15 protein-coding genes are annotated in these 21328 nt (G+C 63.8%); 6 read left to right on the forward strand and 9 right to left on the reverse strand.

Translation table 11 applies throughout. The annotated features are described in order from the left end of the window. Positions 1–71: 71 nt before the first annotated feature. Together IVB29_RS31790 and IVB29_RS38610 are read right to left on the reverse strand one after the other, a co-directional pair. Positions 72–1574, reverse strand: a complete 1503-nt coding sequence (locus IVB29_RS31790; RefSeq protein WP_247507356.1) for a metallophosphoesterase — start codon at positions 1572–1574, stop codon at positions 72–74. A gap of 293 nt (positions 1575–1867) precedes the next feature. Beyond that, on the reverse strand, positions 1868–2071 hold the full coding sequence (locus IVB29_RS38610; RefSeq protein ID WP_346731318.1) for a hypothetical protein: 204 nt from the start codon (positions 2069–2071) through the stop codon (positions 1868–1870). A 194-nt stretch (positions 2072–2265) separates the two neighbouring features. Here IVB29_RS38610 and IVB29_RS31800 point away from each other — a divergent pair, with 194 nt between their 5' ends. Both IVB29_RS31800 and IVB29_RS31805 read left to right on the forward strand, forming a co-directional pair. After that, positions 2266–3639 carry a leucyl aminopeptidase family protein gene (locus IVB29_RS31800; RefSeq protein ID WP_247507358.1) on the forward strand — a complete coding sequence of 458 codons (1374 nt, stop codon included), beginning with the start codon at positions 2266–2268 and terminating at the stop codon, positions 3637–3639. After that, positions 3632–4486 (forward strand): C40 family peptidase, encoded by an 855-nt coding sequence (locus IVB29_RS31805; protein WP_247507359.1) that lies wholly within the window; start codon positions 3632–3634, stop codon positions 4484–4486. Before IVB29_RS31800 ends, IVB29_RS31805 begins: the two co-directional genes overlap by 8 nt. Positions 4487–4492: 6 nt before the next feature. On the opposite strand, the gene IVB29_RS31810 is transcribed toward IVB29_RS31805, so the two are convergent. The 6 genes from IVB29_RS31810 to IVB29_RS31835 form a co-directional block, all read right to left on the reverse strand. Then, positions 4493–6130: an ABC transporter ATP-binding protein gene (locus IVB29_RS31810; RefSeq protein WP_247507360.1), complete on the reverse strand. Its 1638-nt coding sequence runs from the start codon at positions 6128–6130 to the stop codon at positions 4493–4495. A gap of 7 nt (positions 6131–6137) precedes the next feature. Next, on the reverse strand, positions 6138–7316 hold the full coding sequence (locus tag IVB29_RS31815) for an ABC transporter permease (protein ID WP_247507361.1): 1179 nt from the start codon (positions 7314–7316) through the stop codon (positions 6138–6140). Beyond that, the gene (locus IVB29_RS31820) at positions 7316–8425 is read right to left on the reverse strand and encodes a microcin C ABC transporter permease YejB (protein WP_247507362.1); all 1110 of its coding nucleotides are present in this window, start codon (positions 8423–8425) and stop codon (positions 7316–7318) included. Before IVB29_RS31820 ends, IVB29_RS31815 begins: the two co-directional genes overlap by 1 nt. A 2-nt stretch (positions 8426–8427) precedes the next feature. Next, positions 8428–10302: an extracellular solute-binding protein gene (locus IVB29_RS31825; protein ID WP_247507363.1), complete on the reverse strand. Its 1875-nt coding sequence runs from the start codon at positions 10300–10302 to the stop codon at positions 8428–8430. A gap of 14 nt (positions 10303–10316) precedes the next feature. Beyond that, positions 10317–12218 carry an extracellular solute-binding protein gene (locus tag IVB29_RS31830; protein ID WP_247507364.1) on the reverse strand — a complete coding sequence of 634 codons (1902 nt, stop codon included), beginning with the start codon at positions 12216–12218 and terminating at the stop codon, positions 10317–10319. Between the two features lie 211 nt (positions 12219–12429). Continuing rightward, positions 12430–12978 (reverse strand): cytochrome c family protein, encoded by a 549-nt coding sequence (locus IVB29_RS31835; protein ID WP_247507365.1) that lies wholly within the window; start codon positions 12976–12978, stop codon positions 12430–12432. 233 nt (positions 12979–13211) lie between these two features. Here IVB29_RS31835 and IVB29_RS31840 point away from each other — a divergent pair, with 233 nt between their 5' ends. Together IVB29_RS31840 and IVB29_RS31845 are read left to right on the forward strand one after the other, a co-directional pair. Beyond that, positions 13212–13952, forward strand: coding sequence for a 3-deoxy-manno-octulosonate cytidylyltransferase (locus tag IVB29_RS31840; protein WP_247507366.1), 741 nt, complete (start codon positions 13212–13214; stop codon positions 13950–13952). Positions 13953–13973: 21 nt separating this feature from the next. Next, positions 13974–14819 (forward strand): prephenate dehydratase, encoded by an 846-nt coding sequence (locus IVB29_RS31845; protein ID WP_247507367.1) that lies wholly within the window; start codon positions 13974–13976, stop codon positions 14817–14819. Between the two features lie 118 nt (positions 14820–14937). Here the strand turns inward: IVB29_RS31845 and IVB29_RS31850 are convergent, their stop codons facing one another. Further along, entirely contained in the window at positions 14938–15951 is a 1014-nt protein-coding gene (locus tag IVB29_RS31850; protein ID WP_247507368.1) for an LLM class flavin-dependent oxidoreductase, read from the reverse strand. Between the two features lie 398 nt (positions 15952–16349). Here IVB29_RS31850 and metF point away from each other — a divergent pair, with 398 nt between their 5' ends. Together metF and metH are read left to right on the forward strand one after the other, a co-directional pair. Continuing rightward, a complete protein-coding gene (gene metF, locus IVB29_RS31855; RefSeq protein ID WP_247507369.1) occupies positions 16350–17270 on the forward strand; it encodes a methylenetetrahydrofolate reductase [NAD(P)H] in 921 nt (306 codons plus the stop codon). A 6-nt stretch (positions 17271–17276) separates the two neighbouring features. Next, on the forward strand, positions 17277–21122 hold the full coding sequence (metH, locus tag IVB29_RS31860; RefSeq protein WP_247507370.1) for a methionine synthase: 3846 nt from the start codon (positions 17277–17279) through the stop codon (positions 21120–21122). Positions 21123–21328 lie beyond the last annotated feature (206 nt).

Consider the following 21328-nt stretch of genomic DNA (forward strand, 5'->3'; position numbering starts at 1 on the left):
GGATGGATCGAGCCGAACGCGTCAGCAATAGTCTGTTAACCCTAATGGCCGGTTAACGCCGTCCCCACCCCTCACGGCGGTGTCTGCGGCGGCACGTCCCCGCCGAGGCCCAGATCGAGGCCGAGCGCTTTGACCTGCTCGTTCAGGCCTCGCAGCAATGGCAGCCTTTGCCGCGCCTGCGCCTCGACATCGATGCCCGCATCGGGGATTCCGGGCCATTCGCGGCGGAGATCGTCGCGATTGACCAGACGCTTCGCGACGAGCTCGTCGAGCTGAAACGAATCGATGCCGAGCACGCCGGCGGATTGCGCGATCAACCGGCGCAGCAGCCCTGCCGCCGCGGCGAGCGCCGCAACGTCACGCTTGCGCCCGGACCTGGCGAGCTTGCCATCGAGATCAGCCAGGGCGTGCGAGGTGACGAGATAGGTGTGGAGCGCATTCGTCCAGTCGGGCTCGCCGTCCGCGTAGAAGGCGCGGCGCATCAAGAGCCGGCGGACCAGCGTCATAACCTGCTCCCGCGTCAGCGTCGCCATTGAAGCGATGTCGATTGCTGACTGGACGGCAGCGTCGCGGGAAAAATCCCGTCCTGCCGGCAGCCGGATCACACCATCCGGCAGGTTCGAATCCAGCGGGCGGAAGCCGCCATCATTGCGCGACCGCGAATAGCGCGCGATCGCGAACCCATACTCGGAATCGCTGGCTTGGGACATCGGAGCAAAATGGATAATGTTGAAGCCGGCATCATCACCAGCCTGCCCGGTCGAGGACGGACAGGACAGCACGTAGATCGTGCGCCAGAACGCCTCGTCGCCCTTGCTTCGCGTCGCGCGCGGATCGGGAATCGAATAACGGGTCAGTCCCTCGACATGCCGGTGTCCGTGCAGGACCAGATTGATGTTGAGCGAGGTCGCTGCTTCGAGGAAGGTCGCAGGCGCCGCGAGATACATCAGCGGTTCGTCGGGCGCGCCGAGAAACCGTTTTCCTTCTCCGGTCGCCTGCGGCAGCGGGTGATGGTGCAGCGCCAGCACACGCACCAGATTTTCCGCCGGCTCGGCATAGTCGGCGCGCCCCGCAGAACCCATGCTGCCCGCGAGCTCGACGCTCAGCCGGGCGGAATCCACGACGAGCGCATGGTAAGTGCTCTCGTCGATATTGCCGCTCGCAAGCGTGGTGAGGCTCGCGCGGTTGGAATCCAGCAGCACCAGATCGAGGCCAGCCTGGCGATAATAGACGCTCTTGGAGGTCCGCGGCAGATGCAGATAATCATAGACATCGTGACGGCCCCCACGCTGGCTCGGCCGCTTGACGTCGTGATTGCCGGCAACCGCCTGGATATCGGTGAACAGCCCGGTCTGCCGGAAGGACGCGATGACGGCGAGCGCTTCGTCGAGCGCGCGCGGCGTCGGATCGTCGACGAGATCGCCCGTGATCAGCAGGATGCGATCGGGAACGTCCGCGAAGTCAGCCATCCTCTCCCGGAGCGCGGCACTGAGCGCCTCTATCGTCGCAAGCAGCCGTCCTGACCCGTCCAGATGCAGGTCGGAGATCTGCGCAATAACGAACGATCTATCCATTTTGCGCCGCTCATTGCGAATGCTGCGCCGCCCAAACGATCAGAGAAATGCCTTGGACAAGAACATTCAGCCCAGTCTCGGCCCGGGCAAGGACGACCCCGGGCAAGTATCAATCGTGTGCCGCTGCGTGATCGCACGCGATGCGTGCAGCGTCGCACGGAACAATTTAAAATATTCGTCAATCATGCCACAACCGCAGCGCTAGTAAAGCCCTGCGGCCGCGCTCTCGTGAACGGCAGTCCTCAACGTGGATAGCTACGAGATCCGGCCGTCGCCGGTTTCGCTTCGCCCAATCAATATTCGATGGCCAGACGCTTGCGGATTTCGTCGATTCGCTTATCGAGCGCATCGAAGCGCGCGTGGACGGAGCGGTCGTGGAGATAGAAGACGTAGCCACCGGCCAGGAACGCGAAGATCCAATGATGGTGCTCGACATAGCCAAAGATCGCCTCGACGGCCTGGCCTATGAACGAGACCACGCTCCACACGAATTCCATCGCATTTCCTCCCGGCAGGCTTTGTCTTCGGCCGCCCGCGATCTCTGTGTCCGGCGACCGTTTTTTGGAACCTAGCATGGCCCCCCTGCTGCGAGTAGCGGCTCGCGGGACGGTGACAGCAAAGCCGATTGCAGGCGCAGCAAAACTCTGCGAAGTCTGCTCCATTCGCTTGATCTGACGATCCGGACCCGCCAATGCCTTCCGTCTTCGAGACCTCGCCCAACGCTATCCCGATCACCTTCGTCACCAAGTCGAGCTGGGATCAGGTCGCCGAGACGCTGCCGCCCGCGCAACGCCAGTTCGCTACCGCGAGCGGCTTCACTGCCAAACCCGGCGGCTATCAGGCGCTGCCGGCGCCCGACGGCGCGATCGCGCAGGTGCTGTTCGGCCTCGAGGATGAGAGTGCAAGATCGCGCGACCTGTTCCGGCCAGGCGCCCTTCCCGGCTTGCTGCCATCAGGCATTTATCGCTTTGCCAATGCACCGCACGATACACGGCTGGCGGCGCTCGCGTTTGCGCTGGGGTGCTACCGCTTCGCCCGCTACCGCAAGGCTGACAGGCCCAATGTCCGGCTGGTGCCACCTGATAGCGTCGACGCAGCCGAGATCAGCCGCATCGCGGACGCTGCCATGCTGGCGCGCGATCTCATCAACACGCCGTCCAACGACATGGGTCCGGAGGAGCTCGCCGCGGTTGCGCAAGAGCTCGCAAGCGAATTCGGTGCGAGCTTTGCCTGCACCATCGGCGAGGATCTGGAGACGAATTTCCCGCTGATCCACGCCGTCGGCATGGCCTCGGACCGCGCGCCGCGGCTGATCGACATCGGCTGGGGTGATCCCACCCATCCCAAGGTGACGCTGGTCGGCAAGGGTGTCTGCTTCGACACCGGCGGGCTCGACCTCAAGCCGTCGAGCGGCATGCTGATCATGAAAAAGGACATGGGCGGCGCCGCCAACGTGCTGGCGCTCGCGCGCATGGTGATGGACGCCGAGCTGAAGGTGCGGCTGCGCGTGCTGATTCCGGCCGTGGAAAACGCCGTCGCCGGCAATGCCTTCCGCCCGCTCGACGTTTTCACCTCGCGCAAGGGCATCACGGTCGAGATCGGCAATACGGACGCGGAAGGCCGCCTCGTGCTCGCCGACGCACTGGCGCTCGCCGATGAGGAGAAGCCCGACCTGCTGATCGACCTGGGCACGCTGACGGGCGCCGCGCGGGTCGCGCTGGGGCCGGATTTACCGCCCTTTTACACCAATGATGAGACGCTGGCCGCCGATGTCGCGCGTTGCGCGGCGAAGGAGAACGATCCGTTGTGGCGCATGCCGCTGTGGCCGCCTTACGATGCGTGGCTGGACTCCAAGACCGCCACCATCACCAACGCACCGTCGGGCGGATTTGCCGGTTCGATCATTTGCGCGTTATTCCTGCAACGCTTCGTCGAGCACGCCAACAGCTGGCTCCATGTAGATATTTACGGCTGGACGCCGTCGGCGAAACCCGCGCGCCCCGAAGGCGGCGAATGCCAGGCCGCGCGCGCCATCTACACTTTGCTGAGCGAGCGCTATGCATGATCCGGGACACGATTTAAGGCTGACGCCGGCGCGGGGCGACCTCGCGGCCAAATATCTCGAGGGTAAGGTCGAGGCCGATCGCTTCGTCACCGGCGAGGAGTTCGAGGTGGCCGAGGCGATCGCAGCAGTGCGCGAGCAGCCGTCCTCGGGCGCGATGCTGATGACGGAAGCGTTGCGCGGCGAGCGCGTCACGGTGTACGACCGCAATGGCGAAGGCTGGGCCTGGGGTCAGCTCAATGGCGACGGTTATGTCGGCTGGCTGCCGGATGCGGCGCTCGCGAAGCCATCGGCCGCGCCGACGCACAAGGTGAGCGCACTGCGGACGTTCGCCTTCCCCGGCCCCTCGATCAAGCTGCCGCCTGTCGACACGCTGGTGCTGGGCTCGAAGATTGCGGTGACGCGCGAGGATGGCAGCTTCGCGGTGACGCGCGATGGGAGCTTTTTGCCGAAGGCGCATCTCGCTCCGCTCGACTATCGCGAGCCGGATTTCGTCGCTGTTGCCGAGCGCTTCGTCGGCACGCCCTATCTCTGGGGCGGCAAGAGCAGTCTTGGCATCGACTGCTCGGGCCTGGTGCAGGTGTCGCTAACGGCCGCAGGCATTGGTTGTCCGCGCGACAGTGACATGCAGCAGGCGGGCCTCGGCCGCGCGCTGGAGGTGCATGAGCAAAGCAGCTTGCTGCGCGGCGATCTGATCTTCTGGAAGGGCCATGTCGCCATCGTCCGCGACGCCGGCACCATGGTTCACGCCAACGCCTATCACATGGCCACGGTGATCGAGCCGATCGAACCGGCCATTGCGCGGATCAAGCAGGCGGGCAGCGAGGTTGTCGCGATCAAGCGGCTGTAACGAAAGCTACGTCGCCACCGATCCATTCCCCGCCGTCTCCAGCCGGAACGCCGCCGCAAACAGGGCGCGGGTGTAATCCGTCTTCGGGTTCTTGAACAGTTCGGCCGCCTGGCCTTCCTCGACCACCTTGCCGTTGCGCATCACGATGAGATGGCTGGCGAGTGAGGCAACGACGCGCAGATCGTGCGAGATGAACATGTAGGTGAGCTCGCGCCTGCGCTGAAGCTCGCGCAACAGGTCGACCATCTGCGCCTGGATCAGCATGTCGAGCGCACTGGTGGGTTCGTCGAGCACGACGAAATCCGGCTCCAGCACCACCGCCCGAGCGATGCTGATGCGCTGGCGCTGGCCGCCGGAGAATTCATGGGGATAGCGGTAGCGGGTGTCCGCCTTCAGACCGACGTCCTCCAGCGCCTTGACGACGCGCGCCTCGCGCTCCTCACGCGACAGCTTTGGCTGATGCACGGTGAGGCCTTCGGCGATGATGTCGGCGACCGACATGCGCGGGCTGAGCGAGCCGAACGGATCCTGGAACACGATCTGCATGTCGCGCCGGAACGGCCGCATCTCCTTGAAGCGCAGGCCCTGGATGTCTTTCCCCAGGAACACGATGCGTCCGTTCGAGGAGATCAGCCGCAGCAGTGCAAGCCCGAGCGTGGTCTTGCCCGAGCCCGATTCGCCGACCACGCCGAGTGTCTCGCCCTTGCGCACGGCGACGCTGACGCCGTCGACGGCCTTGATGTGTCCGATCGTCTTGCGCATCAGGCCGCGCTTGATCGGAAACCACACCTTCAGATCGTTGGCCGACATCACCAGCGGTGCATCCGGCTGCGGCGGCGCCGGATCGGGCTTCGGCTCGGCCGCGAGCAAGTCGCGCGTATAGGGATGCTTTGGGCTCTTGAAGACCTGCTCGACCGGACCCTGCTCGACGACCACGCCGCCCTTCATGACGCAGACATGGTCGGCGATGCGGCGCACGATGCCGAGATCGTGGGTGATGAAGAGCAGGCTCATGCCGAGCCGCGAACGAATCTCGGCGAGCAGCGCCAGGATCTGCGCCTGCACGGTGACGTCGAGTGCCGTGGTCGGCTCGTCTGCGATCAGCAGATCCGGCTCGTTGGCGAGCGCCATCGCAATCATCACGCGCTGACGCTGACCGCCGGAGAGCTGGTGCGGATAGCTGTTGAGCCGCGTCTCGGGCTCGGGGATACCGACCTGGGTCAGCAGCTCCAGCGTCCGCTTGCGCGCCTGCGCATTGCTGGTCGGATTGTGCAGCTGGATGATCTCACCGATCTGCGCCTCGATCGTGTGCAGCGGATTGAGCGAGGTCATCGGCTCCTGAAAGATGATGGAGATGTCGCTACCGCGAACCTCCCGCATCTGTCGCTCGGTCCGGTCGAGAAGCTCCTGACCCTTGAAGCGGATGCTCCCCGAAGGATGCGACGCATTCGGGTAAGGCAAGAGCTTCAGGATCGAAAGCGCGCTGACCGACTTGCCGGAGCCGGACTCGCCGACCAGCGCGACGCATTCGCCGCGCTTGATCTGGAACGAGACCTTGTCGACCGCGAGCGTGGTGGCGCCGCCCTGGTGGAAAGCCACCGAGAGGTCGCTGACGGCAAGCAGGGGCTGGTTGATCGCGTCCATCACGCCCTCACTTGAACGTCTTGCGCGGATCGAAGGCGTCGCGCACGGCCTCGCCGACGAAGATCAGCAGCGACAGCATGATTGCGACCGAGAAGAAGCCGGAGAAACCGAGCCATGGCGCCTGCACGTTGGACTTGCCCTGCGACAGCAGTTCGCCGAGCGACGGCGAGCCGGGCGGAAGTCCGAAGCCCAGGAAGTCGAGGGCCGTGAGCGTCATGACCGACGAGGAGACGATGAACGGCAGGAACGTCATCGTCGCAACCATCGCGTTCGGCAGCAAATGCTTGAACATGATCACGGAACTCGACACGCCGAGCGCTCGCGCCGCCTGGATGTACTCGAAATTGCGCCCGCGCAAAAATTCCGCGCGCACGAGCCCTACCAGCGACACCCAGGAAAACAACAGCAGGATACCGAGCAGCACGAAGAAGCCGGGCACGAGCACCGACGACAGGATCAGCAGCAGATAGAGCGAAGGGATCGCGGTCCATATCTCGATGAAGCGCTGGAACAACAGGTCGATCCAGCCGCCGAAATAGCCCTGCACCGCGCCGGCCGCGATGCCGATGACGGAGGAGACAATGGTCAGGCAGAGGCCGAACAGCACCGAGATGCGGAAGCCGTAGATCAGCCGCGCCACCACGTCGCGGCCCTGATCGTCGGTGCCGAGCCAGTTGTATTCGAGATCACGGCAGCTCTTCAGGCCCTTCTTTTCGACGACGGGCTTGCACTGCGCCTCCGTGAGCATCCAGGTCGGCGGTGACGGCGCCGGCGTCGGCAGATCGAGATTGTGAGTGTCGTAGGAGTAGCGGATCAGCGGCCAGACGACACTGCCGCCCTTGTCCTTGATCAGCTTCTGCAAATAGGGATCGCGGTAATCGGCCGCCGTTTCGAAGTCGCCGCCAAAAGTCGTCTCGGAATAGGTGACGAAGGCCGGCCAGTAGAGATGGCCGTCATATTTGATCAGGAACGGCCTGTCGTTGGCGATCAGCTCGGCGAACAGCGACAGCACGAACAGGATCAGGAAGATCCACAGCGACCAGTAACCGCGACGGTTCGCGCTAAAATTCTGCCAGCGCCGCCTGTTGAGCGGCGATGGCGCGAACGGCTTGCGCGTGATCGGCACGGCATCGCCAAGCGGCGACTGCGAGGTGGTTTCGATCGGGGTGGGGGCGGTCAGCGTCATCAGACCTCCCGTGCCTCGAAATCGATCCGCGGGTCGATCCACATATAGGTGAGATCCGAGATGAGGTTGACCACGAGACCGACGAGCGAAAAGATGAAGAGCGTGCCGAACACCACGGGGTAGTCGCGGTTGAGAACGCTCTCGAAACTGAGCAGTCCGAGGCCATCCAGCGAGAAGATGGTCTCGATCAGGAGCGAGCCCGAGAAGAAGGCATGGATGAAGGTGCTGGGAAAGCCTGCGATGACAATCAGCATCGCGTTGCGGAAGACGTGGCCATAGAGCACGCGATTCTCGCTGCAGCCTTTCGCGCGCGCGGTCATCACGTATTGCTTGCGAATTTCGTCCAGAAACGAGTTCTTGGTCAGGAACGTCATGGTGGTGAACGCGCCGAGCCCCATGGCGATCAAGGGCAGCGTCAAATGCCAGAAGTAATCGATGATCTTCCAGTACCAGGGGAATTGCGACCAGCCGTCCGACGTCAACCCGCGCAGCGGGAACCAGTTGAAGAACGAGCCGCCGGCAAACAGGATGATCAGGAGGATCGCGAACAGAAATCCGGGGATGGCATAGCCGAGCACGAGCACGCTCGACGTCCAGGTGTCGAAGCGCGTGCCGTCCTTCACCGCTTTGCGGATGCCGAGCGGAATCGAGATCAGATAGGTCAGGAGCGTCAGCCAGATGCCGAGCGAGATCGAGACCGGCAGCTTTTCCTTGACCAGCTGGAGCACGCTGACATCGCGAAAATAGCTGTTGCCGAAATCGAAGCGGGCGAAATTCCACACCATCAGCGCGAAGCGTTCCGGCGCCGGCTTGTCGAAGCCGAATTGCTTCTCCAGCTTCTTGATGAAATCAGGGTCTAGACCCTGCGCGCCGCGATATTTCGAGCTGACGGCATCGCCGCCGGCCCCGAGCTGCCCCGGCGCACGCTGCGCGAAGTCGCCGCCGCCGGAGATGCGCGAGCTGCCGCCGGTATCGGCCCCGGACAGTTGCGCGATCACCCGCTCGACCGGGCCGCCCGGCGCGAACTGCACCACGACGAAGGAGACGAAGAGGATCCCGAGCAGAGTCGGAATCATCAGAAGGATACGGCGCGCGATATAGGCACCCATGGCTATTTCGCCTGCTCGAGCTTGGCCGCCTTGGCTTGGTCGGACCACCAGATATCAGGAGCGCCGACGCCGTTGGCATAACGCGGCAGCTTCTGCGGATGAGCGAACTGATCCCAGTAAGCGAGCCTGTGCGTCTTGTTATACCACTGCGGCACCCAATAGCGGCCAGCGCGGAACAGGCGATCGAAGGCGCGGCAGGCGACGGTCAAATCCTCGCGGTTTTCGGCCGCCATGATCTTCTCGATCATGGCGTCGATCGCGGGGCTGGCAACGCCCGCAAGATTGTACGAGCCCTTGGTCGCCGCAACCTGCGAGGAGAAGAACGAGCGCATGGCGTCGCCCGGCGTCGCCGACATGCTGAAGCGCTGGATCGTCATGTCGAAGTCGAATTCTTCCTGGCGCACCTTGTATTGCACGGCATCAACAAGACGCACGCTCGCTTCGATGCCGAGCGTGCCCAGGTTCTTGACGTAAGGCGCGTGGTGGGGCTGGAACGAAGGCTCGTCCAGCAGGAACTCAATTTTGAAAACTTCACCGTTCGGCAGTACCCGTTTGCCGTCCTTGATGGGCAGGCCGGCCTCGGTCAGCAATTGCTGCGCCTTGCGGAGCAGGCTGCGGTCCTGCCCGGAGCCGTCCGAGACCGGAGGCGAAAATGGTGCAGCGAACACTCCGTCTGGCACCTGGCCACGGAACGGCTCCAGCAGCTTCAGCTCCTCCGGCGGGGGAGGTCCGTCGCTCGCCATCAGGTCGGAATTCTGGAACGGCGACACCGTGCGGGCATAGGCGCCGTACATGATGGTCTTGTTGGTCCACTCAAAGTCGAAAGCGTTGGTCAGGGCCTCGCGCACGCGCGGATCTCTGAACTTGTCGCGCCGTGTGTTGATGAACCAGCCCTGTGCACCGGATGGCGTCAGGTCGGGCACGATCTCCATCTTGACACGTCCGTCCTTCACGGCCGGGAAGTCGTAGCGCGTCGCCCAGATGCGCGAGGTGAATTCTTCCCGGTAGAGGTAGTTCTTGCCGGTGAAGCCTTCGAAGGCAACATCGCGGTCACGATAGAACTCGTAGCGCACGATGCCAAAATTGTAGCTGCCGCGACAAGGCGGCAGATCGGTGCCCCACCACTCTTTGACCCGCTCGAACTCGATGTAGCGATTGGCCTCGAACCTGCCGACCCTGTACGGGCCCGAGCCCAGCGGGATGTCGAGGGAGGTTTCGTCGAACGGCCGAGACGCATAGTAAGCCTTCGAGAAGATCGGCAGCCCCGCGACATAGAGCGGAACGTCGCGTGCGCGCCCCTTGGCGAAGGTGACGACCAGCGTCGCGTCATCGACCGCCTCGGCGCTGACCATGTCGCGCATCTGCACGATGATCAGCGGATGGCCCTTAGTCTTCAGCGACGTCAGCGAAAACGCCGCGTCGTGTGCGGTGAGCTTGCTGCCATCGTGAAACTTCGCCTCGGCCCGCATCGTGAAGCGATAGGCGAGCTTGTCCGGCGATATCTGCACGGATTTGGCGGCAAGCCCGTACATCGCATCGGGCTCGTCGTTGGCGCGCACCATCAGCGGCGCGAACGTCATGTCCATGCCTTGCGCGCCGTCGCCCTTCAGGATGAAGGCGTTGAGCGAGTTGAAGGTCTGGTAGGACTGGTTGTAGGCGCGCACCGAGGGAATGAGCGAAAACGTGCCGCCCTTCGGCGCGTCGAGATTGACGTAGTCGAAATGATGGAAGTCGGCGGGATATTTGAGATCGCCGAACGCCGAGATGCCGTGGGCCTCTGCCGACACTTCCGACGCCGCCGCGCCGCGCGGCAGGGCAGCGCTAAGCGCGCCGCCGGCCCCTAAGGCCAGCACATGCCGGCGTGAAAGCTGCGCCATGCGGGGAGTATCCTTCACGACTTCTTTGCGATCCGCGCCGCCTTGTCTGCGTCATACCACCAGACGAACGGGAAGCCCGACTGACCGTACTTGGGCAATTCCGCGGGCCGGCCGAAGCGATCCCACCGCGCGGTGCGCACCTTCGGATAATTCCATTGCGGCACGACATAGTGATTCCAAAGCAGCACGCGGTCGAGCGCCTTGGTGGCTACGACGAGGTCGTCGCGATCCCTGGCGTAGATCACCCGCTCGATCAACTTGTCGATTGCCGGATTCTTGATGCCGGCAATGTTACGCGAGCCGGCGATGTCGGCCGTTTTCGACGACCAGAACTCGCGCTGCTCGTTGCCCGGCGATTGCGACTCGCCCCATGAGTTGGTGATGATGTCGAAATCCCACTCGCGGGTCCTGTTCTCGTACTGGGTCGGATCGACCGTCCGCACGCTGACGGCAATACCGAGCCGCTCCAGCGACGGTTTGTAGAACAGCGTGATCCGCTCGAAGCTCGGATCCGAGTTCAGCAATTCCAGGGCGAACTGGGCCCCTGTCTTGACGTCGATCAGCTTGCGGTCGCGCACCTCGTAGCCGGCTTCCTTGAACAGGCGCAGCGCCTCGCGCAGATTGTCGCGTACGGCTTCCGGACTGCCGCCGACCGGATTGGTGTAGGCCGTCGTGAAGACTTCGGGCGGCACTTCGGCGCGGACGGTCTCGAGGATCTCGAGCTCCTTGCCCTGGGGCAAGCCGGTTGCCATCAGCTCGTCGATGCCATCGAAATAGCTGCTGATCCGCTTGTACTGACCGTAGAAGATCTGCTTGTTCATTTCCTCGAAGTCGAACGCGTAGTTGAGTGCACGGCGCACGCGGGGATCACTGAACTTGGCGCGGCGCAGGTTCGGCACGAAACCCTGCATGACGCCCGAACTGCGATTGGCAAACTCTTCGAGAATCACGCGCTTCTCGCTTACAGCCGGGAAATCGTAGGCGGTCGCCCAGTTCTTCGCGCTGTTCTCGGTGCGCCAATCTACCTGATCGGCCTTGAAAGCCTCGATCGCCACGGTGGCGTCGCGGAAATATTCGTAGCGCAGCTCGTCGAAATTATTGCGGCCAACGTTGGCGGCGAGGTCACGGCCCCAATAATCCTTGACGCGCTCGAGCGCGATCGAGCGCCCGGCAACGAACTCCTTGACCCTGTAGGGGCCGGACCCGAGCGGCACTTCGAGCGTGGTCGCGGAGACATCGCGCTTCCGGCCCTGCGCGTCCGTCCCCTCCCACCAATGTTTCGGCAGAACCGTGAGCTGCCCGACGATCTGCGGCAGCTCGCGATTGCCAGGTGCGTCGAACACGAACTTCACCTCGCGCTCGCCGACCTTCTCGGCCTTCACGACATGGCTGTAATAGGCCGAGTACATCGGGTGGTGCTTCTTGAAGGATTCGAGGGAGAAGATCACGTCCTCCACGGTGACCGGCTTGCCGTCGTGCCATTTGGCCTCGGAGCGCAAACGATAGGTGACGAAGGAAAAATCGTCGGGATGGCTGACGGCTTCGGCGAGTGCGCCGTATTCGGTCGAGACTTCGTCGAGCGCGGGCGTCGTGAGGGATTCATAGATGAATGCCACGGCACCGGCGACTTGCCCCTTCACGCCGGAGACCACGATGTTGAAATTGTCAAAGGTGCCGACGGCGATCTGGCGCGCAACGCCGCCCTTGGGCGCGCCCGGATTGACGTAGTCGAAGCGCTTGAAGTCGGCGGGGTATTTGACCTTCCCGAACAGCGACAGCGCATGCCGCCACGGCAGCTCGCCTGCCGATTGCGCCGCAGCCGCACCCACGACGGGGACGCCCGCTACGGAACCAAGAACGGGGAGCGCCGCGGCAGCGGTGCCGGTGAGCAGGAGATCGCGTCGGGTAATGGCCAAATCAACATTCCAGTCTTGAAGGAGGTCACCCCTTTAAGGGCCCAATATAGGCGAGGTTTCGACGGAATATGTTGCTTTTTCCTCATCTTGGAAGCCCGGCCAGCCTATCCGATGCGGCCAAACGCCCCGATAACGACATCGCGAGGCTCGGATACGGAAACGGCCAGGCTTTGAGGCCTGGCCGCATATTCCAAAGCAGGATTTTGAAGCCTTACTTCGCCGCGGTGGGCAGCGGCTTCGGGCTGTCGGAGAGGCTGTTCAGATAGGCGATGACATCGGCGCGCTCGCTATCCTTCTGGATGCCAGCAAAGCCCATCGCGGTGCCGGGAATGTCGCCCTTCGGATTGGCGATGAACTTGTTCAGTTCGTCGATGGTCCAGGTGCCGCCCTTGGCCTTCATCGCAGCCGAGAAGTTGAAGCCGCGGCCTTCGCCGCGGTGGTCGCCAACGATGCCAAAGAGGTTCGGGCCGACGCGATTCGGGCCGCCCTTCTCAAAGGTGTGGCAGGCGCCGCACTTCTTGGCGGCGGCAGCGCCCTTTTCGACGGAAGCGGTCTGGAGCAGCTTTTCGATAGGCTCGGACGGCGCAGCAGCGACGGCGCCACCCTTGTCGCCGGCCTCTTCCTTCACCGCGATCTCGAAGCCCGGCTTTTCCGGCATCTTGGGCGAGAATAGCGCCTGGGCGGTGAAGCTCGTCACCAGCAGGATGAGACAGGTGCCGAGCACGGCACCGAGAATCTTGTTGAGTTCGAAAGAGTCCATTGCCGGCCAGGCCCCACACCGCAGTAAGGAAAAAGCGGCCAGGCGGCCGCCAGGACGAGCCTCAGAGAATCAAACGTTCCTTATTGTTTCCCCGAGTTTTGCCATTGAGATATCGGTTTGCCCGGGGTCTGGCAACCCGTATAAGCGACCCGGCTTTCAGCCCATCCCCACCCCATTTCTCGGTGCGGAAAACGCCCCGTTTCCAGGCCCTTGAACCCAAACCTTCGAACCCCATGACCGATCCCCGCATCCTGGTGCTGATCCCGGCCCGCATGGCCGCCACCCGCCTGCCCGGCAAACCGCTCGCCGACATCGCGGGCCTGCCGATGATCGTGCATGTGATGCGCCGCGCCGAGGCCGCCGGCATCGGCCGGGTCGCGGTGGCGACCGATACCGCCGAGATCGCCTCGGTAGTGACCGCTCATGGCGGTGAGGCCGTGATGACGCGCCCGGAGCACCCCTCCGGCTCCGACCGCATCCACGAGGCCATGCAGAAGCTCGATCCAGACCGCAAGGCCGAGATCGTGGTCAATCTCCAGGGCGATTTCCCGACCATCACGATCGACAACATCCGCGAAGTGCTGCCGCCGCTGCAAGATCCGGCCGTGGACATCGCCACGCTGGCCTCGCAGATCCACACCGAGGAGGAGGACCTCGCGCCGAGCGTCGTAAAGGCGATCGGAACCTCGCTCGGGGGTAAGCGGATGCGTGCACTTTATTTCACCCGCGCGACCGCGCCGACCGGAGACGGACCGCGCTACCACCATATCGGCCTCTACGCCTATCGCCGCGCCGCGCTGGAGCGCTACGTCTCCCTTCCGCCCTCACCGCTGGAATTGCAGGAGAAGCTCGAGCAGCTTCGGGCGCTGGAGGCCGGCATGCGCATCGACTTCACCATCGTCGACACCGTGCCACGAGGGGTCGACACGCCGGCGGACCTCGAGACCGCGCGCAGCCTCCTTTCCAAATCCTGAGCCGCTGTTACAAGGCCCGTCATGAGCAAGATGAAAATCGCATTCCAGGGCGAACCCGGCGCCAATTCCCACATCGCTATCGTCGAGGCCTTTCCCGACGCCGAGCCGTTGCCCTGCGCCACCTTCGAGGACGCACTGTCGGCGATCTCCTCGGGTGAGGCCGATCTCGGCATGATCCCGATCGAGAACTCGGTCGCCGGCCGCGTCGCCGACATCCATCATCTGCTGCCGGCCTCCGGCCTTTTCATCATCGGCGAATGGTTCTTGCCGGTCCGCCATCAGTTAATGGCCGTGAAGGGCACCAAGCTCGAAGACATCAAGAGCGTCGAGAGCCATGTGCATGCGCTCGGCCAGTGCCGGCGCATCATCCGCAAGCTCGGCATCAAGCCAATCGTGCACGCCGATACCGCCGGCAGCGCCCGTGACATCTCCGAGCGTAACGACAAGTCGGTCGCCGCGATCGCCTCGCGCCTCGCCGCAAAGATCTACGGCCTCGACATCCTCGCCGAGGACATCGAGGACGAGGCGCACAACACCACGCGCTTCGTGGTGCTGGCGCGCGAGCCGAAATGGGCGGCGCAAGGCTCCGGCCCGCTGGTCACGACTTTTGTCTTCCGGGTGCGCAACCTGCCCGCCGCGCTCTACAAGGCGCTCGGCGGCTTTGCCACCAACGGAGTCAACATGACCAAGCTCGAGAGCTACATGGTCGACGGCAATTTCTTCGCCACGCAATTTTATGCCGATGTCGACGGCCATCCCGACGACAAGGGCCTGGCGTTTGCGATCGAGGAGCTGAAGTTCTTCTCGCGAGAATTCCGCATCGTCGGCGTGTATCCGGGGCACCCGTTCCGCGCGACGATGGAGTGATCTCGTGTCCCGGACGCGCGAAGCGCGAGCCGAGACCCCAGTTTTTCCGGGTGATAGATGGGCCCCGGCTCAGCAGCGCATCACTGCGTGCTGCGCTGCGTCCGGGGCACGATAGTGTTTACGCGGCTGCTTCAAGCCCGAACGCCTCTGCCAGCAGCGAATACGACTTCTTTCGCGCGTCGTGGTCGTACACGGCCGTGATCACCATCAACTCGTCTGGCTTGCTCGCATCGATCAGCGGCTGGAGCTTCTTCTGCACGGTCGCCGGATTGCCGACGAACAGGCGCGAACGGTTGCGCGCCATCGAGGTACGCTCGGAATCCGTGTAGGGATAGGCCAGCGCCTCCTCGACACTCGGCAGCGGCAGATATTGGCCGCGGTCGCGGCGCAGCCGGTTGAGGTCGAAGGAGGTCGCAAGCTTTTCGGCCTCCTCATCCGTATCCGCCGCGATGGCGGCGACCGCGAGGATCGCGCGCGGGCTCGCACTCCAGGCCGAGGGCTGGAAGCGATTGCGATAGTGCACCATCGCATCGATCGCGTCATGGGACGCGAAATGATGGGCGAAGGCGAAGCCCATGCCGACTTGGGCTGCCAACTCCGAGGAATAATCGCTGGAGCCGAGCAGCCAGATCGGCGGCAACGGCGTGTCATCGGGCATCGCGACGACGTTATGGTAGGGGTGCCCTGCGGGGAATTCGCGCGTCTGCCACAGGATCAATTCGTGCAGCCGCTCCAGAAAGTCATCGCCCTCGCGACGGTCGAGCCGGCTGCGGAGTGCGTACGCCGTGGCGCCGTCGGTGCCGGGCGCACGGCCCAGGCCAAGGTCGATACGGCCGGGAAACAGCGCCTCCAGCATCTTGAAGCGCTCGGCCACAACCAGCGGGGCGTGGTTGGGCAGCATCACACCGCCGGAGCCGACGCGGATGTGCTTCGTCACCGCCGCGATCTGCCCGATCATCACGTCGGGCGCCGGGCTCGCCACCGAGGCGAGGTTGTGATGCTCGGCGAGCCAGTAGCGGACATAGCCGAGCCCGTCGACATGTCGCGCCAGATCGATGCTGTTGCGCAGCGCCGCGGCGGGTTTGGTGCCTGTGGTAACGACGGAGAGGTCGAGGACTGAGAGCGGGATCATGGCGCGCTAACCTAGTGAAGGCCAGCGCGGCGGCAATGGGCCGACAGCGCAGGTCTGGCGTGTGCGCGACGCGAACCCTCTTGCCCGGCGGGGCCAGACCGTTGGGACGAGAGCTCGATACATCATATGAGATTCATACTGCCCACAACCTCGGTTCAGCTCTATTGATCGCCAGATTGCGTAAAAAACATTGATTTTGCTAAATTATATCCAGATCCCATGACTTCCCACCATCGACTGAGACAGCACAATATTTAGCTTCCTATGCCATCCAGTGGGCCATTTCCCACGTCCGATGGGCTGTCGAAAAACCCCTCTTTGCCCTATCTTAGCCTCTCCCAATCTAGACCTGACCGCTGGCCGCCAAAACCTGGCGAGCCCCTGGAGTGAGTGGTGCCATGACAGATCTGACGATTCCTGCCCACGCCGACGGGCAAGACGGGCACCTGAAGCGGCCTGCGATCTCCTTCGAGTTCTTTCCGCCCAAGACCGAAGATATGGAGCGGAACCTCTGGGAGACCATCAACCGGCTGGCCCCGCTCGACCCGAAATTCGTCTCGGTGACCTATGGCGCCGGCGGCTCGACCCGTGAGCGCACCCATTCGACCATCGCCCGCATCCTGAAGGAAACTGCGCTGCTGCCGGCGGCGCATCTGACCTGCGTCGGGGCCTCGCGCGGCGAGATCGACGAGATCGTCGACCGCTATCACGAGGTGGGGGTCCGCCACATCGTCGGTCTGCGCGGCGATCCCGCCGGCGGCATCGGCACGCTTTATTCCAGCCATCCCGACGGCTACCAGACGTCCGATGCGCTCGTTGCCGGCATCAAGAAGCGGCACGGCGATATCGAAGTCTCGGTCTCGGCCTATCCCGAGAAGCATCCTGAAGCGCGCGACTTCGACGCCGACATCGACACGCTGGAGGCCAAGGTCGATGCGGGTGCGACGCGCGCGATCACCCAGGTGTTCTTCGATAACGACCTCTACTACCGCTATCTCGATCGCGTCCGCGCTCGCGGCATCAACATCCCCATCGTGCCGGGCATCATGCCCATGCACAATTTCAAGCAGGCGAGAGCCTTCGTCACCCGCGCCGGCACGTCCGTGCCGGACTGGTTCGCCGCGAAGTTCGAGGGCCTCGACGACGACGCCGAGACCCGCAAGCTGGTGGCCGCGACCGTTGCCGCCGGCCAAGTGCAGAAGCTCGCCAAGCACGGCGTCGACACCTTCCATTTCTACACCATGAACCGCGCCGATCTCGTGTTCGCGATCAGCCATTTGCTCGGCATTCGCGCCAAGAGCGCGCAGAAGGCGGCTTGAGATAAAATGACCACTCCCGTTTCTCCCAAGCGAACCGCCCTGCTCGACGCCGCCCGCGCGCGCATCCTCGTGCTCGACGGCGCCATGGGCACGATGATCCAGAATCTCCAGTTCGACGAAGCCGCCTTCCGCGGCGAGCGCTTCAAGAACTTTCACCGCGACCTGCGCGGCAACAACGATCTGCTGATCCTGACCCAGCCACAGGCGATCGAGGACATCCACGCTGCATACTTGCGCGCCGGCGCCGACATCGTCGCGACCAACACCTTCTCGACGACCTCGATCGCGCAGGCCGATTACGACCTCACCGATATCGTCTACGAGATGGCGCGCGAAGGCGCCCGTCTCGCCGGCAATGCCGCGAGGCGCGTCGAGGCCGAGGACGGCAAGCCGCGCTTCGTCGCCGGCGCCATCGGACCGACCAACCGCACCGCCTCGATCTCGCCCGACGTGTCCAGTCCCGGCTACCGCGCCGTCACCTTCGACGATCTGCGAAAGTCCTACGGCGAGCAGATCAACGGCATGCTCGACGGCGGCGTCGACCTGCTGCTGGTCGAGACGATCTTCGACACGCTGAACGCCAAGGCGGCGCTCTATGCGATCGCCGAGATCACCGAAGCGCGCGGCATCGACATGCCTGTGATGGTGTCGGGCACCATCACGGACAAGTCCGGCCGCCTGCTCTCCGGCCAGCTGCCGGAGGCATTCTGGCATTCGGTGCAGCACGCCAAGCCTGTGACCATCGGCTTCAACTGCGCGCTCGGCGCGGAAGATCTGCGCGCGCATATCGCCGACATCGGCCGCGTCGCCGATACGCTGGTCTGCGCCTATCCGAACGCCGGCCTGCCCAACGAATTCGGCCAATATGACGAGACGCCGGAATACATGGCGCGTCTGGTCGGTGAGTTCGCCGCGTCCGGCCTCGTCAATATCGTCGGCGGCTGCTGCGGCACCACGCCGGACCACATTGCGGCAATCGCCGCCGCGGTCGCCCCGCACAAGCCGCGCATCGTCCCGGAGATCGAACCGCGCCTGCGGCTCTCCGGCCTCGAGCCGTTCATTCTGACGGACGCGATCCCGTTCGTGAACGTCGGCGAGCGCACCAACGTCACCGGCTCTGCCCGCTTCCGCAAGCTGATCACCAACGGCGACTACACGGCTGCGCTTCAGGTCGCACGCGATCAGGTCGAGAACGGCGCGCAGATCATCGACGTCAACATGGACGAGGGCTTGCTCGACTCCGAAGCGGCGATGGTGACCTTCCTCAATCTCGTCGCCGCCGAGCCGGACATCGCCCGCGTCCCCGTGATGGTCGACAGCTCGAAATTCTCGGTGATCGAGGCCGGCCTGAAATGCGTACAGGGCAAGCCGATCGTGAACTCGATCTCGATGAAGGAAGGCGAGGAGAAGTTCATTCACGAGGCCAACATCGCCCGCCGTCACGGCGCCGCGGTCGTGGTGATGGCGTTCGACGAGGTCGGTCAGGCCGATACGTTCAAGCGCAAGACCGAGATCTGCAAGCGCGCCTACGACATCCTGGTGGACCGCGTCGGCTTCCCGCCGGAAGACATCATCTTCGATCCGAATGTTTTCGCGATCGCGACCGGCATCGAGGAGCACAACAATTACGGCGTCGACTTCATCGAGGCGACGCGCTGGATCCGCAAAAACCTGCCGGGCGCGCATATCTCGGGCGGCGTCTCCAATCTGTCGTTCTCGTTCCGCGGCAACGAGCCGGTGCGCGAGGCCATGCACTCGGTGTTCCTGTATCACGCCATCAAGGCCGGTATGGACATGGGCATCGTCAATGCCGGGCAGATGATCGTCTATGACGACATCGACGCCGAGCTGCGCCAAACTTGCGAGGACGTCGTCCTCAATCGCGATCCCGGCGCTTCCGAGCGCCTGCTGGCACTCGCGGAGAAATTTCGCGGCAACAAGACCCAGACCAAGGAGGCCGACCTCGCCTGGCGCGAATGGCCGGTGGCGAAGCGGCTGTCGCATTCGCTGGTGCACGGGATCACCGAGTTCATCGAGCAGGACACCGAGGAAGCCCGCAAGACCTCATCGCGCCCCCTCGACGTGATCGAAGGCCCGCTGATGGCCGGCATGAACGTGGTCGGCGATCTCTTCGGCGACGGAAAAATGTTCTTGCCGCAGGTGGTGAAATCCGCGCGCGTGATGAAACAGGCGGTGGCGTGGCTGATGCCGTTCATGGAAGAGGAGAAGGCGCGCAACGCCGCTGCTGGCATCGATACGGGCAAAAGTTCTTCGGCCGGCAAGATCGTGCTCGCGACCGTCAAGGGCGACGTCCACGACATCGGCAAGAACATCGTCGGCATCGTGCTCCAGTGCAACAATTACGAGGTCATCGACCTCGGCGTGATGGTGCCGGCCGCAAAGATCGTCGAGACCGTGAAGGCGGAGAAAGCCGACATCGTCGGGCTATCAGGCCTGATCACGCCCTCGCTCGACGAGATGGCGTTCTTCGCCGGTGAACTACAGCGCGAAGGCCTCAAGCTGCCGCTGCTGATCGGCGGCGCGACGACGAGCCGCGTGCATACGGCCGTGAAGATCGACCCGAGCTATCGCGCCGGCCCTGTCGTGCATGTCAATGACGCCAGCCGCGCCGTCGGCGTTGCCTCCTCGCTGCTGTCACCGGAGAAGCGCGAGGCCTATGCCGCCGACGTACGCGCCGAATACGCAAAGATCTCGGATGCGCATATGCGCGCGCAGGCCGACAAGAAGCGCCTGAAGCTCGCGGCCGCGCGTGCCAACCGCGTGCCGGTTGATTTCGCCGTCAACAAGCCGGTGAAGCCGACCTTCCTCGGCACGCGCAGCTTTGACGACTACGACCTTTCCGAGCTGGTGCCCTATATCGACTGGACGCCGTTCTTCCAGACCTGGGAGCTCGCCGGGCGTTTTCCGGCCATCCTCGACGATGCCAAGGTCGGCGAGGTCGCGCGTTCGCTCTACGACGATGCGCGAAAAATGCTCGACCTGATCGTCAAGGAGAAATGGTTCCGGGCACGCGCCACGGTGGGGTTCTGGCCGGCGAACGCGCAAGGTGACGACATCGTGCTCTATGCCGACGAGAGCCGCACCAAGAGCATCGCGACGCTGCACACGCTGCGCCAGCAGCTGGAGAAGCGCGAAGGCCGCTTCAACGCGGCGCTGTCCGACTTCATCGCGCCCGCGGGCGTGCCGGACTATGTCGGCGGCTTCGTTGTCACCGCCGGCATCGGCGAGGACGTGGTCGCCGACCGTTTCAGAAGCGCCAATGACGACTATTCCTCGATCCTGTGCAAGGCGCTGGCCGACCGCCTCGCCGAAGCCTTTGCCGAGCGCATGCATGCCCGCGTGCGCCGCGAGTTCTGGGCCTATGCGCCGAACGAGACGCTCCCCCCCGACGATCTGATCCTGGAGAAGTATCAGGGCATCCGCCCCGCGCCCGGCTATCCCGCGCAGCCCGATCACACCGAGAAGGCAACGCTGTTCGAGCTGCTCGACGCGGAAGCCACTGCCGGCGTGACGCTGACCGAGAGCTTTGCGATGTGGCCGGGCAGCAGCGTGTCGGGGCTCTATTTCGCCAGCCCCGAGAGCTATTATTTCGGTGTCGGCAAGATCGAGCGCGACCAGGTCGAGGACTATGCCGCGCGCAAGGGTATGACGGTCGCGGAGACCGAGCGCTGGCTCGCGCCGGTGCTGAACTACATCCCGTCGCAGCAGGACAAGGCCTTTGCGGCGACGCCGGCGAATGACGAGGCCTCGAGCGACCTCGCCTCGCATCCGCCGGGATGCACCTGCGCGGTGCATCTGGTCTGGCAGAAGAAGCGCGTGGGAGCGGGATAGAGGCGCCTCCAAGACAAAAATGAGAAAACAACCCCATGCACAGTAGGGATGGGGTTGAAAAGCTTCAGCAATTTCGCCTTACCCGAAAAAGACTTGCGCCGTCGGGCAAAACACCTGTATTGTTTCATCATCGCAGACCTCGCCCGTTGAACGCGTAGAGGCCTTCACGCGATGTCGTCATTGCGCGGGTCCGCCGCGAGGCGTGG

The sequence above is a fragment of the Bradyrhizobium sp. 1 genome, from assembly GCF_023073315.1.
Taxonomy (GTDB): domain Bacteria; phylum Pseudomonadota; class Alphaproteobacteria; order Rhizobiales; family Xanthobacteraceae; genus Bradyrhizobium.

What these genes read in the sequence shown, in the direction of transcription:
- IVB29_RS31800 (WP_247507358.1), top strand. Translation starts at nt 2,266, where the DNA reads ATGCCTTCCGTCTTCGAGACCTCGCCCAACGCTATCCCGATCACCTTC.
- IVB29_RS31825 (WP_247507363.1), bottom strand. Translation starts at nt 10,302, where the DNA reads ATGGCGCAGCTTTCACGCCGGCATGTGCTGGCCTTAGGGGCCGGCGGC.
- IVB29_RS31845 (WP_247507367.1), top strand. Translation starts at nt 13,974, where the DNA reads ATGAGCAAGATGAAAATCGCATTCCAGGGCGAACCCGGCGCCAATTCC.
- IVB29_RS31810 (WP_247507360.1), bottom strand. Translation starts at nt 6,130, where the DNA reads ATGGACGCGATCAACCAGCCCCTGCTTGCCGTCAGCGACCTCTCGGTG.
- metH (WP_247507370.1), top strand. Translation starts at nt 17,277, where the DNA reads ATGACCACTCCCGTTTCTCCCAAGCGAACCGCCCTGCTCGACGCCGCC.
- IVB29_RS31840 (WP_247507366.1), top strand. Translation starts at nt 13,212, where the DNA reads ATGACCGATCCCCGCATCCTGGTGCTGATCCCGGCCCGCATGGCCGCC.
- IVB29_RS31790 (WP_247507356.1), bottom strand. Translation starts at nt 1,574, where the DNA reads ATGGATAGATCGTTCGTTATTGCGCAGATCTCCGACCTGCATCTGGAC.
- IVB29_RS31820 (WP_247507362.1), bottom strand. Translation starts at nt 8,425, where the DNA reads ATGGGTGCCTATATCGCGCGCCGTATCCTTCTGATGATTCCGACTCTG.
- IVB29_RS31850 (WP_247507368.1), bottom strand. Translation starts at nt 15,951, where the DNA reads ATGATCCCGCTCTCAGTCCTCGACCTCTCCGTCGTTACCACAGGCACC.
- IVB29_RS31835 (WP_247507365.1), bottom strand. Translation starts at nt 12,978, where the DNA reads ATGGACTCTTTCGAACTCAACAAGATTCTCGGTGCCGTGCTCGGCACC.
- metF (WP_247507369.1), top strand. Translation starts at nt 16,350, where the DNA reads ATGACAGATCTGACGATTCCTGCCCACGCCGACGGGCAAGACGGGCAC.
- IVB29_RS31815 (WP_247507361.1), bottom strand. Translation starts at nt 7,316, where the DNA reads ATGACGCTGACCGCCCCCACCCCGATCGAAACCACCTCGCAGTCGCCG.
- IVB29_RS38610 (WP_346731318.1), bottom strand. Translation starts at nt 2,071, where the DNA reads ATGGAATTCGTGTGGAGCGTGGTCTCGTTCATAGGCCAGGCCGTCGAG.
- IVB29_RS31805 (WP_247507359.1), top strand. Translation starts at nt 3,632, where the DNA reads ATGCATGATCCGGGACACGATTTAAGGCTGACGCCGGCGCGGGGCGAC.